The sequence below is a fragment of the Kineosporia sp. R_H_3 genome, from assembly GCF_002198675.1.
Taxonomy (GTDB): Bacteria; Actinomycetota; Actinomycetes; order Actinomycetales; family Kineosporiaceae; genus R-H-3.
In genome coordinates this window covers 45895-59036 of sequence record NZ_MWLL01000160.1, presented here as the reverse complement: position 1 = coordinate 59036, position 13142 = coordinate 45895, and the positions used below count along the sequence as shown (strand labels likewise).

The 13142-nt window shown below is 74.4% G+C and carries 11 protein-coding genes; 6 read left to right on the top strand and 5 right to left on the bottom strand.

All coding sequences use genetic code 11. The annotated features are described in order from the left end of the window. The first annotated feature begins 93 nt into the window (after nt 1-93). From ECOMGDLI_RS16900 to ECOMGDLI_RS16880, 5 genes are all read left to right on the top strand, one after another. A complete protein-coding gene (locus ECOMGDLI_RS16900) occupies nt 94-3123 on the top strand; it encodes a hypothetical protein (protein WP_088318026.1) in 3030 nt (1009 codons plus the stop codon). Nucleotides 3124-3228: 105 nt separating this feature from the next. Next, nucleotides 3229-4641 carry a sensor histidine kinase gene (locus tag ECOMGDLI_RS16895; RefSeq protein ID WP_088318025.1) on the top strand — a complete coding sequence of 471 codons (1413 nt, stop codon included), beginning with the start codon at nt 3229-3231 and terminating at the stop codon, nt 4639-4641. 74 nt (nt 4642-4715) lie between these two features. Beyond that, nucleotides 4716-5387, top strand: a complete 672-nt coding sequence (locus ECOMGDLI_RS16890) for a response regulator (protein WP_369812758.1) — start codon at nt 4716-4718, stop codon at nt 5385-5387. Nucleotides 5388-5488: 101 nt separating this feature from the next. Next, complete coding sequence (locus tag ECOMGDLI_RS16885; RefSeq protein WP_088318024.1) at nt 5489-6370, top strand: ABC transporter ATP-binding protein; 882 nt, start codon at nt 5489-5491, stop codon at nt 6368-6370. Continuing rightward, nucleotides 6367-7611, top strand: a complete 1245-nt coding sequence (locus tag ECOMGDLI_RS16880; RefSeq protein ID WP_088318023.1) for an ABC transporter permease — start codon at nt 6367-6369, stop codon at nt 7609-7611. Before ECOMGDLI_RS16885 ends, ECOMGDLI_RS16880 begins: the two co-directional genes overlap by 4 nt. 15 nt (nt 7612-7626) lie before the next feature. Here ECOMGDLI_RS16880 and ECOMGDLI_RS16875 read toward each other — a convergent pair whose 3' ends face one another. Together ECOMGDLI_RS16875 and ECOMGDLI_RS16870 are read right to left on the bottom strand one after the other, a co-directional pair. Further along, nucleotides 7627-8556 carry an NAD-dependent protein deacetylase gene (locus ECOMGDLI_RS16875; protein ID WP_088318022.1) on the bottom strand — a complete coding sequence of 310 codons (930 nt, stop codon included), beginning with the start codon at nt 8554-8556 and terminating at the stop codon, nt 7627-7629. Nucleotides 8557-8593: 37 nt separating this feature from the next. Beyond that, nucleotides 8594-8908: a putative quinol monooxygenase gene (locus tag ECOMGDLI_RS16870; RefSeq protein ID WP_088286770.1), complete on the bottom strand. Its 315-nt coding sequence runs from the start codon at nt 8906-8908 to the stop codon at nt 8594-8596. Nucleotides 8909-9075: 167 nt separating this feature from the next. Here ECOMGDLI_RS16870 and ECOMGDLI_RS16865 point away from each other — a divergent pair, with 167 nt between their 5' ends. Next, entirely contained in the window at nt 9076-11178 is a 2103-nt protein-coding gene (locus ECOMGDLI_RS16865) for an FG-GAP-like repeat-containing protein (protein ID WP_088318021.1), read from the top strand. Here ECOMGDLI_RS16865 and ECOMGDLI_RS16860 read toward each other — a convergent pair. Genes ECOMGDLI_RS16860 through ECOMGDLI_RS16850 form a run of 3 tightly spaced genes read right to left on the bottom strand, consistent with a single transcriptional unit; the run spans nt 11150 to nt 13079 of the window. After that, the gene (locus ECOMGDLI_RS16860) at nt 11150-11878 is read right to left on the bottom strand and encodes a hypothetical protein (protein WP_198954934.1); all 729 of its coding nucleotides are present in this window, start codon (nt 11876-11878) and stop codon (nt 11150-11152) included. The two genes, ECOMGDLI_RS16865 and ECOMGDLI_RS16860, sit on opposite strands and share 29 nt — an antisense overlap. Beyond that, a complete protein-coding gene (locus tag ECOMGDLI_RS16855; protein WP_198954933.1) occupies nt 11875-12717 on the bottom strand; it encodes an ATP-binding cassette domain-containing protein in 843 nt (280 codons plus the stop codon). Before ECOMGDLI_RS16855 ends, ECOMGDLI_RS16860 begins: the two co-directional genes overlap by 4 nt. Further along, the gene (locus tag ECOMGDLI_RS16850) at nt 12714-13079 is read right to left on the bottom strand and encodes a PadR family transcriptional regulator (protein WP_088318020.1); all 366 of its coding nucleotides are present in this window, start codon (nt 13077-13079) and stop codon (nt 12714-12716) included. Before ECOMGDLI_RS16850 ends, ECOMGDLI_RS16855 begins: the two co-directional genes overlap by 4 nt. Between the last annotated feature and the right edge of the window lie 63 nt (nt 13080-13142).

Sequence of the window (13142 nt, the reverse complement as noted above, 5' to 3'; positions counted from 1 at the left end):
GGAGCCATGACTGCCGGAAGATGCGCGGTCACGCGACGCGCCGGCGTCGCCGAACGCTCCGCAGCGACGCCGCCGCGGACGGATGGGGGACACGTGCGCCGTCGTCTTGCCCTGCTCCTCGGCGCGGTCCTCGCCGCGACCTCGGTGGCGCTCATCCCGAGCGGTGCGCAGGCGGTGGTGAGGGACGGTGGTCCGCTGGCGGCCGACCAGACGGTGACCACCACCTTCGCGGCCGGCTCCGACGCGACGACGTACTCCCTGACCGTCCCCGCCGGGGCCCGGCCCACACTGACCTTCACGCCGGCGACGACCCCGAACGAGGTCTCGGCACGCCTGACCTACGCCGATGGATCCTCCGGCGGTGGCGGCGGCTACTTCACCGCCGAGCCGGACACGGCCTTCGTCGAGTTCGCACCGCACGGTGACCGGGCTACGGGCCACGCCGCAACCCTTCGGATCGCCGGTGCGGTCAGCGGCAGTGCGACCTTCAGCGTCCACTACGTCGTGGACACGGAGGTGGCGGTGACGCCCGGGACACCGACGCCGCTGACCTTCGGCGACCTGGGTCAGCAGGCGCGGCTCACCTTCGACGCGGCGGCCGGCGACGGGGTCATGGTGACCCTCGCGGCCGACGATCTGAGCGCACCCACTCCGCGGGACGGCTTCGGCCGGCTCAACCTCCGGTTGCTCCCGGAGGGATTCGGCTTCCTCGAGTTCACTCCGGGCGTGTACTCCACGGAGACGGTTCTCACGGACGGGCCGCACACCCTGGTCGTCGACCCCGCCTTCGACCTCACGGGATCGATCACGGTCCGGGTATCGCTCGTGCCGGCGGGATCGACACCCCTGTCGTACGGTGCAGGCCCCACTTCGGCGACACTCGGCGCCGCGGACACCGCCCCGCTCTTCACCTTCGTCACCCGTGGCGGCGCGGCCACGGTGATCCAGGCCGTCGGGCCGTCGCTCACGCACGCCGACGGCTCCCGGGGAACGGCGTCGCTCGTGCTCGACGTCCCCGGCGCGGCCCCCGTGACCCTCGGCACCGTGTCCGACCGGACCGTTGCGTTCACGACGTCCGCACCGCTCGACCCGGGTGCGCTGGCACGGCTACGGCTCGTCGGGGACGGCGACACGACCGGGGCTCTCGGCCTGCGTGTGTACCTCGACCCAGGGCCGGCCACAGCGGTCCCGATCGGTGCGACGACACCGATCACCGTGCCCACCGACTCGGCGACAGGGCGCTTCTCGTTCGAGGCCGGGGCCGGAGACCAGATCGAGCTGTACCTACGGGACCTGTCCTTCACGGTGCCCGACCTGGTCGCCTTCGCCGGCATCCGGATCGAGGACGAGATCGGCGGGGTCTACTGGGACAGCCAGCTGTTCCCTGCCAACGGTTCTGCGACCTTCGTCGCACCGAGCGCGGGGACGTACACACTGGCTCTGACGGTCGACCGGTCGGCCGGACTGACCGGCAGCCTCCTCGCCGTCCGGACGTCGACCGTGATCCGGGACGTCGCAACCGGTTTCGATGAGGTCGTGACGATCGGCGAGCCCGGGCAGAACATCGAGCTCGTCGTCCCCGGCACAACGGGCGAGACGCTCCTCGTGACCGCCTCCGACGTCTCGCTCGGGGCGGACGAAGGCGTCACGGTGACCCTGACGCGCCCCGACGGCTTCAGCCCCGGTGGGCCGGCACTCTTCGCAGGCGGCACCGTCTTCCTGGAGTCCGGTGCGTCCGAGCAGGCGGGTGTCTGGCGCGTCGGGCTCGACGGCCTCGGCACGACGACCGGTGACGTCCGGGTGCACGTCTACGCCCCGCCCCTCGTGACGGGCGTCCTTGGCGCGGTCGACCGCCCCACCACGGTCGCCGTCCCGGAGCCGGGCGGACTCGCGAGGTACACCTTCGACGCGAGAGCCGGCGATCCGCTCATTCTCGACGTCGCGGACGTGACACAGACGGCCGGCGGTGACTTCCAGTTCTTCGGGGTCACCGTTCTGCGCCCCGACGGCTCCTTCTTCTCGGCCGGCTCGGCGCGCCCGGGCGAGCAGACGTGGATCGAACCCGCCGACGTGCTGGACGCGGACGGCACATGGACCGTGGTCGTCGACCCCTCCAACTCCATGACGGGGTCTCTGACGATCACCCGCAGGGCGGCCAGGGTGCTGACGTCCGCGATCACGCCGGGCACCGCGACCACCGCGACATTCGACCGGGCGGGCGACGTCCGCCGGTTGACCTTCACGGCGAAGGCAGGGCAGCGGCCTGTGCTCTCGATCAGCGACCGCACGGTCTTCACCCGGATGCGTCTCATCGGCCCCGGCGGGCTCGTGACGGCCGACATCGCGTCCTTCGACGTCTCCGACTACTTCGAGCTGCCCGACGTGACGACTCCCGGCACCTGGACTCTGGAGCTGGACCCGTTCGAACGCGAGACCGGCTCCGTCGGTGTACTCCTCGACCTGGTGACGGACCCGGCGCGAACGGTGCGGACCGGGGTCACGACAACCGTTCCGTTCACAGCAGGGCAGAACCCGCGGCTGCGGGTCGACATCGAGCGCGGCGCACACATCGCGGTCGACGTCAGAGCACTCACGCCTCTCGGCGCGGACATGCGGGTGAACTTCGTCCGTCCGGACGGATCCGTCGCCGAGAGCAATGCCTTCAACGAGAGCGGCCAGTGGGTGGAGATGACGGAGGTCGCCGACGTCGCCGGCCGGTGGACGGTCCAGATCGACCCCGCCGGGCGCACGGCGGGGACGACCTCGCTGCGGCTGTACAGCGCCAAGGACACGGTCGTCACCGGGCGGATCGGCAAGACGACGAAGATCGACGTCAAGGCCGTGACCCAGGACGTCGCCCTACCCTTCACCGGGGTGCCGACCGGCGCCGAGGTGCAGTTCGTCAGCTGGAAGCTCTCGGAGTCCACGATCGCGTCGACGTACATCTGGCTGGTCGACCCCAACGGGAACCCGGGCGGTGTGATGCTCGCCGGTCCGGGGACCACGACGGGTGTCTTCCAGGTGGATCCCCAGATGAGCGGCCCATGGCGCCTCGTCGTCGACCCGAGGGACGGCGGGACCGGGTCGGCGAGGATCTTCTTCGTCATCGGCGACCTGTTCTGAGCCGGTGGCCGGGCTCCCCCGCACGACGGAGCCCGGCCACCGGCCGAAGGTCGTCTCCGCCCCACGACGGAGGTCCGGCCGCCCGGTAGTTCGTAGGCTGGACGCATGCCCGCGCCCTCCGTCGCCCTCCGCGAGCGCCTGACGCGCTTCTTCGCGCTCGACGACGACTGGGAGCGGCCCGGTGCGCTCGACGGCTGGGACGTCGTCGTCGGGCTCGGCACCCTGCTGTTCTCCGCGGTCACCTTCGAGCTCATGCGCAGCGCGGGGCTGACGGAGAGCGTCACGGCGCCGGGATGGGTGCAGTGGGCGGCCGTCGTCGGGGGCGCCGCGATCCTCGTCTGGCGGCGGCGTCGGCCGCTCACGGTGCTCGTGCTGGCCGCGGTGCACATGTTCGTCGTCGGCGTGACGATGCCGGAGGTCATGGGCCAGCTGAGCATGCAGGTCGTCTACTTCTGCGCGATCTTCTCCGGCGTCGCCTGGGCCCGCAGCCGGCGCGAGATGCTCGTCGTCGTGACGCTCGTCGTGACGTTCATGTTCGCCTGGCTCGCCTGGGGTTTCGCGTTCGGCAGCGGCGTGGACGACATCGTCGAGGCTCTCGAGGAGGACGCCACGAAGCAGTTCGGGCTCGTCTCCCCGGTCGCGGCCGCCGTGCTCATCACGACGCTCGTCAACGTCGTCTACTTCGGCGGCGCCGTCCTCGTCGGGCAGGTCAGCTGGCGCAGCGCCCGGCAGCGGGCCCGGCTAGCCGAGCAGGCGGCCCTGCTCGAGACGCAGGGCGAGACCCTGCGCCGCCGGGCCGTGCTCGAGGAGCGGCTGCGGATCGCCCGTGAGCTCCACGACGTCGTCGCGCACCACGTCTCCGTCATCGGGATCCACGCCGCCGCGGGCCGGCGGGTCATCGGGCGGGACGTCGAGGCCGCCGGCCGCGCGCTGGGCCAGGTCGAGGAGTCGTCGCGGGAGGCGGTCTCACAGATGCGCGGGCTGCTCGGCACGCTGCGCTCCGCCGACGAACCGGACGACGGCGCGACGACGGGCACGGACGGCCGGCGCGCACCCGAGCCGGGCCTGACGGACCTCGCCGAGCTGGTCACGACCTTCGACGGTGACGGCCTCACGGCGTCCTACCGGCTCGTCGAGGAGCCCGTCGGAGCATCGGCGCGCGTCCCCGCACCGGTCGCGCTGTCGATCTACCGGACGACGCAGGAGGCGCTCGCGAACGTCCGGCGGCACTCGACGGCGCAGACCGCGAACGTCGTCGTCCGGGTCGCCGAGGCGGGGGCGGGCGGCGGGCACGTCGAGGTCGAGGTCACCGACGACGGACGGCCCCGGGCCGGGACGTCGGGCAGCGGGCTGGGGCAGCTGGGGATCCGCGAACGGGTCGCGTCGCACCGGGGGCAGGCCGAGATCGGGCCGCGGGTCACCGGCGGGTACCGGGTCCGGGTGCGGCTGCCCCTGTCGTTCGCCGACGGGGGCCCGCGGACCACGCCGGACGCCGTCCCCGCGCAGGCCCGCTCGTGAGCGTCGGTGCGGGGCCCACGCTGCGGGTGCTCCTCGTCGACGACCAGCAGCTCGTCCGGTCCGGGTTCGCGCTCATGCTCTCCGTCGAGGACGACCTCGAGGTGGTCGGCGAGGCCGCGGACGGCGCGCAGGCGGTGGAGCGGGCCCGGCAGACGTCGCCGGACGTCATCCTCATGGACGTCCAGATGCCCGTCATGGACGGGATCGAGGCCACCCGGCGGATCGTCGCCGAGAACCTCGGCCGGGTCGTCATCCTCACGACGTTCGACCGCGACGACTACCTGTTCGACGCGCTCCGCGCCGGTGCCAGCGGGTTCCTGCTCAAGAACGCCGACCCCGAGCAGCTCGTCGACGCCGTCCGCGCGGCCGGCCACGGTCAGGCCCTGCTCGCACCCGAGGTGACCCTGCGGGTCATCGAGCGGATGACGGCCCTGTCCCCCGCGTCCTCGTCGGCGGACGGCGCGGCGCACGCGACCGCCCCGGGCGCCGGTGCAGCGGCCCCCCTCACCGCGAGCACGGCGGCCCCGGCGCACCCCGGGCTCGACCGGCTCACGGACCGCGAGCGGCAGGTGCTCGTGCTGCTCGGCCGCGGCCGGTCGAACGCCGAGATCGCCGGTGAGCTCTACCTGGGCGAGGCGACGGTGAAGACGCACGTCTCGAACGTCCTCGCCAAGCTCGGCGTCCGCGACCGGGTCCAGGCGGTCGTCGTGGCGCACGAGTCCGGCCTGCTCCGCGCCGCCGGCTGAGATCCCGTCCGCCGCACGGCGGAGCCCCGGCGCACCGCACCGGCCACGGCTCAGCCCGGCGACGGATCCGCCGCCCGGCCCGCGCTGCCTACGGTGGGGCCATGCTCGAGACCATCGACCTCACCCGACGCTTCGGTGACGTGACCGCCGTCGACGCCGTGAGCATCACCGTCCCGGACGGCCTGCTCACCGGCTTCGTGGGCGGCAACGGCGCCGGCAAGACGACGACGATGCGGATGATCACCGGCGTTCTCGGCATCCACGCCGGCCGGGTCCTGTGGCAGGGGCGCGACATCACCGCGGCCGACCGGCGCCGGTTCGGCTACATGCCCGAGGAACGCGGCCTGTACCCGAGGCAGCCCGTCCTCGACCAGCTCGTCTACCTCGCCCGGCTCGCCGGGATGGAGGCGCGGGCGGCGCGGACCTCGGCCCGGGACCTGCTCGAGCGGTTCGGGCTCGCCGACCGGGCCAAGGACCACGTCGAGAAGCTGAGCCTCGGCAACCAGCAGCGGGTCCAGGTCGCGGCCGCGGTCATGACGTCCCCGGTGGCGCTCGTCCTCGACGAGCCGTTCTCCGGGCTCGACCCGGCGGCGGTCGAGTCGATGGCCGACCTGCTCCGGGAGCGGGCGCGCGGCGGCGTCCCCGTGCTCTTCTCCTCGCACCAGCTCGACCTCGTGGACCGGCTCTGCGACCGGCTGGTCATCATGGCCCGCGGCCGGGTCGTCGCCCAGGGCACCGCGGACGACCTGCGCGGCGGCTCCCCACGCCGCTTCCGGCTCGTGCTCGGCGGCGACGCCGGCTGGGTGCGTGGTGCGGCCGGCGTGCACGTCGTCGACGTCGACGGCACGAGCGCGCTGCTCGAGGTGACCGACCCCGACGCCGTCCAGCCGCTGCTGCGAGAAGCCTTGTCCCGAGGGGAGATCCGCGAGTTCGCGGTCGTCGTCCCCGCCCTCAGCGAGCTCTACCGGGAGGTGGCGGCATGACCGCGCCCACGAACCTCGACCACCGCGGCCGCACCCCCGCGGCCACGCCCGCGGCGGCCGACGACGGCCGCACCGGCACCGGGGCGGCCTGGCTGCTCGTGACCCGGCGCGAGATCATGGTCAAGGCCACCGACCGCTCGTTCCTCATCGGCACGCTCGTCACCCTGGCGATCATCGTGGGGATCATGGTGCTCCAGGTGGTCCTCGCCGGGCGGACCTCGACGTACGACCTCGCCGCCACCCCGTCGGCCACGTCGCTGGCCTCGCAGGTGCAGGCCGGGGCGGCAGCGATCGACGAGGACGTCGTGGTCCGCCCGATGCCGGTGGCGGACGACGCCGCCGCCCGGGCCGCCGTCCTCGACGAGACCGCCGACGCCTGGCTGCACCGCGACGGCGACCGCTGGGTGCTCACGACGAAGTCCGGGCCGAACGACTCCCTGCGGGCCGTGGTCCAGGAGGTCGTCCGGACGGAAGCGTTGCGCGCCAACGCCTCCGCGGCCGGGACGACGCTCGAGGCGCTCGAGCGCGGGGCGACCCTCGACACGGCGTTCCTCGACGGTGACGCCCAGCGCGCCGAGCTCGTCGACGCCGTCGCGTTCGCCTTCACCTTCCTCTTCTACATCGCGGCCCTGATGTTCGGCGTGACCCTCGCGAACAGCGTCGTCGAGGAGAAGCAGTCCCGGGTCGTCGAGATCATCGCGACGGCGATCCCGGTCCGGCACCTGCTCGCCGGGAAGGTGCTGGGGAACACCGTGCTCGCCGTCGCCCAGCTGACCCTGTTCGTGGCCGTCGGTCTCGTCGGCCTCGCCTTCACCGACTACAGCAGCCTCGTGACGGCGGTCTCCGGGCCGGTCGTGTGGTTCGTCGTCTTCTTCCTCGCGGGGTTCATCTCGCTCGCCTGCCTCTGGGCGGTCGCCGGCTCGCTCGCGAGCCGCACCGAGGACCTGCAGTCGACGACGACGCCGCTGACGTTCCTCGTCATGGCCGTGCTCTTCGGCGGGCTGCTCCTCGAGGGGCAGTGGCAGGCGATCGGGTCGTTCGTGCCGCCGCTGTCCGCCGTCGTCATGCCGATCCGGCTGCTCCAGGGCGACGCGTCGTGGCCGGAGGCGCTGGCATCGCTCGCGATCCTGCTCGCGGCCGCCGGCGTCACCGTCCGGATCGGCGAGCGGCTCTACCGGCGCTCGCTGCTCCAGAGCGGCGGTCGGGTCACGGTGCGGCAGGCGTGGCGCGCCGAGGAGTGACGGCGGGCCGGCACCTCACGGCAGGAGCCGCTCCGCGAGGGCCGGGAGCACCCGGCCGAGCGGGGCGTCGAGCCGGACGGCGGCCCGCGCGTCGCCGCGGGTCGGTCCCTGGTTGACGATGGCCACCGGGATGCCGCGCTCCCCCGCGCGCAGGACGAACCGGTAGCCGGACATCACCGTGAGGGACGACCCGAGGACGAGCAGCAGCCGGGCGGCGTCCACGAGGGCCAGGCAGCGCTCCACGCGGTCGCGGGGCACGGTCTCGCCGAAGAAGACGACGTCGGGCTTGAGGGCCCCGGTGCCGCAGACGAGGCAGTCGACGACGACGAAGCCGTCGACCGCCTCGTCCGGCAGGGCGACGTCGCCGTCCGGGTTCACCTCACCGTCCGCACCGGGCAGCGCGAGCGCCCGGCGGGCGACCTCCTCGAAGCCCGGGTTGGCGGCCCGCAGCCGGTCGTCGAGGACACCGCGGTCGCTGACGTCACCACACTGCAGGCACACGACGCGGTCGAGACTGCCGTGCAGGTCGACGACTGTGCGTGCCCCGGCCTCCTCGTGGAGGCCGTCGACGTTCTGCGTGACGATGCCGTCGAGCAGCCCGGCCCGCTCGAGCGCCGCGACGGCCCGGTGGCCGTCGTTCGGCGCGGCCTTGTTCACGTGCCGCCAGCCGACGAAGCTGCGGGCCCAGTAGCGCTGCCGGCCGCCCGGGCTGCCGGTGAAGTCCTGGTAGGTCATCGGGGCGTGCCGGCGCAGGGCGCCCTGCGGGCCCCGGTAGTCAGGGATCCCGGAGTCGGTCGACAGACCCGCCCCGGACAGCACCACGACACCGCCGGCCGCCACGAGCCCGGCGAGCGTGCCGACGTCCCCGACCTCGACGACCTGCGACGCGTCGAGCTCGCGCAGGTACGCGGGGCGGCTCAGGACGCGACGGACCGGCTCACCCATGCGGCCATGCTGCCTCATGGGTGGGGCGGCCCGCGCCTCAGGAGACGACGACGCCCTTGGCCGGGTCGCCGGCCGGGACGGCGGTGAGGACGACGACCTCCGGGGCGGCGGTCACCTTGCCGGCGAGCCTGGGGCCGAGCTCGGCGAGCGCGGCGCCCTTGGAGTGGACGGCGAGCGCCTCGGCGCTGGACCACTGCTCGATCATGACGAGCCGGTCGTCCTTCTCGTGCAACGCGTAGAGCTCGCAGCCGTCCTCGGCGTGGACCGCGGGGATCGCCTCGAGCAGGGCGGCCCGGACCGCCTCGTGCTGGCCGGGCTGCGGGGTGATCGTGGCGACGACGACGACGGACATGGGGCTCCTCAGCAACGGCGCGGACGGGGCGGGCGGACGGGACGGGGCGCTCGCGACCCTAGCCGCTCGCGGGCGGAAGGTCCCGGGGAGGCGCCCGGCGGCGGGGATATGCCTGGTGACGAGAGCCGGGGGGCTCGATCGGCTCGTCGCACGGGGAGCTGCTCGACATGTCCCGACCGTCCCGGTGCGCCCGGGCCCCCTTCGTCCTCCTCGTCGCGGTCGCGGCGGCCGCCGGCGGTTCCCTGCCCGCGACGGACGCCGTCGCAGTGCCCTGGACGGGCCCGGTCGGGTCGACCGTCCCCGTGTGCGTGTCCGCGACCGGGGTGCACACCACCGCCGACTGCCTCGGCGGCGCGATCAGCGGCGACGGCCGCTACGTCGCGTTCATGACGGCGTCCCCGGTGCTCGCTCCCGGCGACACGAGCGGGACGCTCGACGTCCTGCGGCTCGACCGCCGCACCGGCCGGACGATCCTCGTGAACCGCACCTCACGGGGCACGCCGTCCCGCGGGCACGCCTACTGGCCCTCGATCAGCGCGGACGGCCGGTACGTCGCCTTCGAGTCCGAGGCGGCCGACCTCGTCCCGGGCGACACGAACGGCACGTGGGACGTGTTCCTGCGCGACGTCCTCGCGAGGACGACGACCCGGGTGAGCGTGTCGGGGTCCGGGGCGCAGGCGGACGCGGGGTCGGGGGACGCCACCGTCAGCGCCGACGGGCGCCGGGTCGCCTTCCGCTCGCTGGCGAGCACGCTCGTGCCGGGCGACACGAACGGCAGCCACGACCTCTTCGTCCGGGACCTCGCCGCGGGGACGACGGTCCGCGCGGACGTGGCGGACGACGGCGCCCAGCTGGCCGACGGCGCGTACCACCCGGTGCTCAGCCCCGACGGGTCCGTGCTCGCCTTCACCTCGGCCCGGACGGACCTCGACCCGGCGGGCCCGAGCACCAACGGCGTGTACGTCCGCGACCTGGCGGCGGCACGGACGCGGCGGGTCGAGGCCACCGGCGGGGCCTCCGGATCGGCCGTCGGGCCACCGGTCGCGCTGAGCACCGACGGGAGGCTGGTGCTCGTCGGCGGCGCCGTGGTCGACCGGCGCACGGGGGTCGCCGACGAGGTCTGCCGCCGCGTCGACCCCACCCAGCAGTGCTCGGCGACCGCGATGAGCGCGGACGGCCGGTTCGTCGTCCTCGACGCGATCTACACGGCGCTGCGCCCGGCCGGGTCACAGCCAGCCGCCCGGTACTTCCATGCGTTCGTCCGGGACCGGCGGACCGGGGCCCTCGACCTCCTCTCCGCGACCTCGACGGGGCAGCTCGCGAACCACGGCGGGACGTCCCGCTCGATCAGCGCCGACGGCCGGACGGCCCTGGTCCAGTCGTCGTTCTCGACCAACCTCAGCCCGGAGGGCCTGTGGAAGAAGGTGTGGGCCCCCGGGGACGACGAGCCGATCGAGGGCGAGCTGTACGTGCGCGACCGGCTCGCACCGCCGACGTCCACGGGGGACGTCGACCGGGACGGGCAGGCCGACGTCCTCGTCGTGCAGCGGTCCACCGGCAGGCTCCTGCTCGTGCGCGGCGACGGCCTGCACGCCGCCGTCCGGCGGACGCTCGCGACCGGCTGGGGCCGCTACGACGCGACGACCCGGGTCGGCGACCTCGACCGTGACGGCTACGACGACGTCGTCGCCCGCTCGCGGACGTCGGGCCGACTCCTGCTGTTCCGCGGCACCGGGACGGCGCTGCGCGCACCGGTGCAGATCGGCGGGCCGCGCTGGGCGGGGATGCGCGAGATCACCGGGGTCGGCGACCTCGACGGCGACGGGTACCGCGACCTCGTGGCGATCGAGAAGGCCACCGGGCGGCTCTACCTCGTGCCGGGCCGGGGGACGTCCCTCGGGGCGCGCCGGCTCGTCGGCCTGACCTGGGCGTCGATGGGCGAGCTGGCCGGCGTCGGCGACCTCGACCGGGACGGGCACCCGGACCTGGTGGCCCGGAAGAACGCCACGGGCGAGCTGTTCCTCTACCGCGGCAAGGGATCCGGGACCACCGCGGGGTTCCGGCCGCGGGTCCGGATCGGCGCCTCGGGCTGGGACGCGATGCGGGACCTCGTCGGGGCCGGCGACGTCGACCGCGACGGCCGGAACGACCTGCTGGCCGTCGACGTCGCGACCGGGCGGCTGCTGCGCTACCCCGGCACCGGGACGGGACTGCGGTCGCGCCAGGTGTTCGGCACCGGCTTCACCACGGACCTGCACCCGCTCGCGTGACGTCGTCCGCGACCGGTGCGGGCAGCCGCACGAGCCGCAGCCGGACCCCCGCCGCCAGCACGGCCAGACCCGTGAGCAGCAGCCAGGTCACGGCGAAGTGGGTGAGCCCGCGGGCGAGGTAGCCGCCGTCGGTGCCGTCGATCGCGTACGTGCCGATCTCCCGCGTCGACCAGAACGGCAGCACCTTCGCGAGGTTCCCCGCCGGGTCGGCGAGCATCTGCGTCGCCAGCACGATGAGCAGCGCGAGCGCGCCCTCGAGCTCGCGCGGCAGCACGGTCGCGACGACGGCACCGAGCGGCGCCGCGACGAGGACCGTCGTCACGAGCAGCAGGACGACCGCCCAGGGCCGCCGCACGTCCTGGTCGAGGGCGACGAGGACGGCGTACCCGGCCGCGAGGACGAGCCCGCACCCGGTCATCGCGACCTGTCGGCCGAGACCCGGCACCGGCCGGGCAATGCCGGTGAGCCGTAGCCGCAGGTCGAACGACCGCGCCGCCGAGGCGGTGAAGAGGGCCAGCGTCGACACCGCCCAGCCCAGGCCCAGGGCGAGCATCCGGATCGACTGCCCCTGGAGGTCGCGGCGCGCCGTGTAGAAGGCCAGCGGGAGCAGGACGACGAGCGCCACGACCGTCCGGCGGCGCAGCACCTCGCGGACCGTGAGCCGGGCGACGACGCCGAGCGCGCGGATCGGCCGGCTCACCGCGGGTCTCCGGTGCCGAGGTCGACGACGTGGTCGACCCGGTCCAGCTCGTGGAGCAGGTGGGTCACGACGAGCACCGCCTTCCCGGCGTCCCGCCAGGTGTAGACCTGCTCCCAGAAGTCGACGTAGGAGCCCTGGTCGAACCCCTGGTACGGCTCGTCGAGGAGCAGCAGGTCCGGCGCGTGCAGCTCACCGAGCACGAGGTTGAGCTTCTGCCGGGTGCCGCCCGAGAGCCGTTCCGCGACGAGGCGGGGGTCCGGCCGCCACGAGAGCCGGGTCGCGAGGTGCCCGCCCGTCGACCGGGCCCGGCCGGCCCCGATCCCGGCCGCGGCCCCGAGCAGCTCGAAGTGCTCGGCCGGGGTGAGCTGACCGACGACGCCGCCCTCCTGGGGCACGTAGCCGACGGCGCCGACGCGCTCGACCCGGCCGGACGACGCCCGCGTCAGGCCGGCGCAGATCCGCAGCAGCGTCGACTTGCCCGAGCCGTTGGCGCCCACGACGGCGGCGACCTCGCCGGCCCGCAGCTCGAGGTCGACCCCGTCGAGGACGACGCGGCGCCGGTACCGCTTGCCGACACCGCGCAGCCTCAGGACGACCGGCCCCCGCGGTGCGACCGGTGCCTCCGCCGTTGCCGCGTCGTCCGGGCCCGGACCGCGCAGCGCACCGGCCAGGGTGCGCGCGTAGACCGTCGCCGGGCCGTAGAGGTCCGGGGGTGCCGCCGCGGCGTCCCGGGCCTCGGCGACGCTGTCCTGCGCGAGCCGCGCGGCCTGCGCGGGCTCGACGCCGAGCGCGACGAGCGCCCGCGCGAGGTCGGTCTCCCAGTGCACCGCGGCGCTCACGCGGACCGCCCCGGTGCGGCCGGGACCGCCTGTGCCACAACGGTGTCGACGCTGCGGCTGAACGCGGCCCAGCGGTCGGCCTGCTCCTGGAAGGCCTCGCGCCCGGCCGGGGTCACGGCGTAGTACTTGCGCCGGGGACCGCTGTCGGAGGCCTCCCAGGCGACCTCGACGAGCCCGCCCCGCTCGAGCCGCAGGAGCGCCGGGTAGAGGGTGCCGCCGGGGACCTCGCCGAACCCCGCGGCACCGAGCCGTTGGCCGAGCCCGTACCCGTAGTCCCGCTCCGCGACGAGCAGCCCGAGCAGGCACAGGTCGAGGAAGCCGTGGAGCAGCGGGCCGGGGAAGCCCTTCGTCACGTCCGACATGGCTAGGCAGGCTACCTACCTAGAGGTCCGGTAGCAAGACAGACTGACTAGCACACCCGCCGG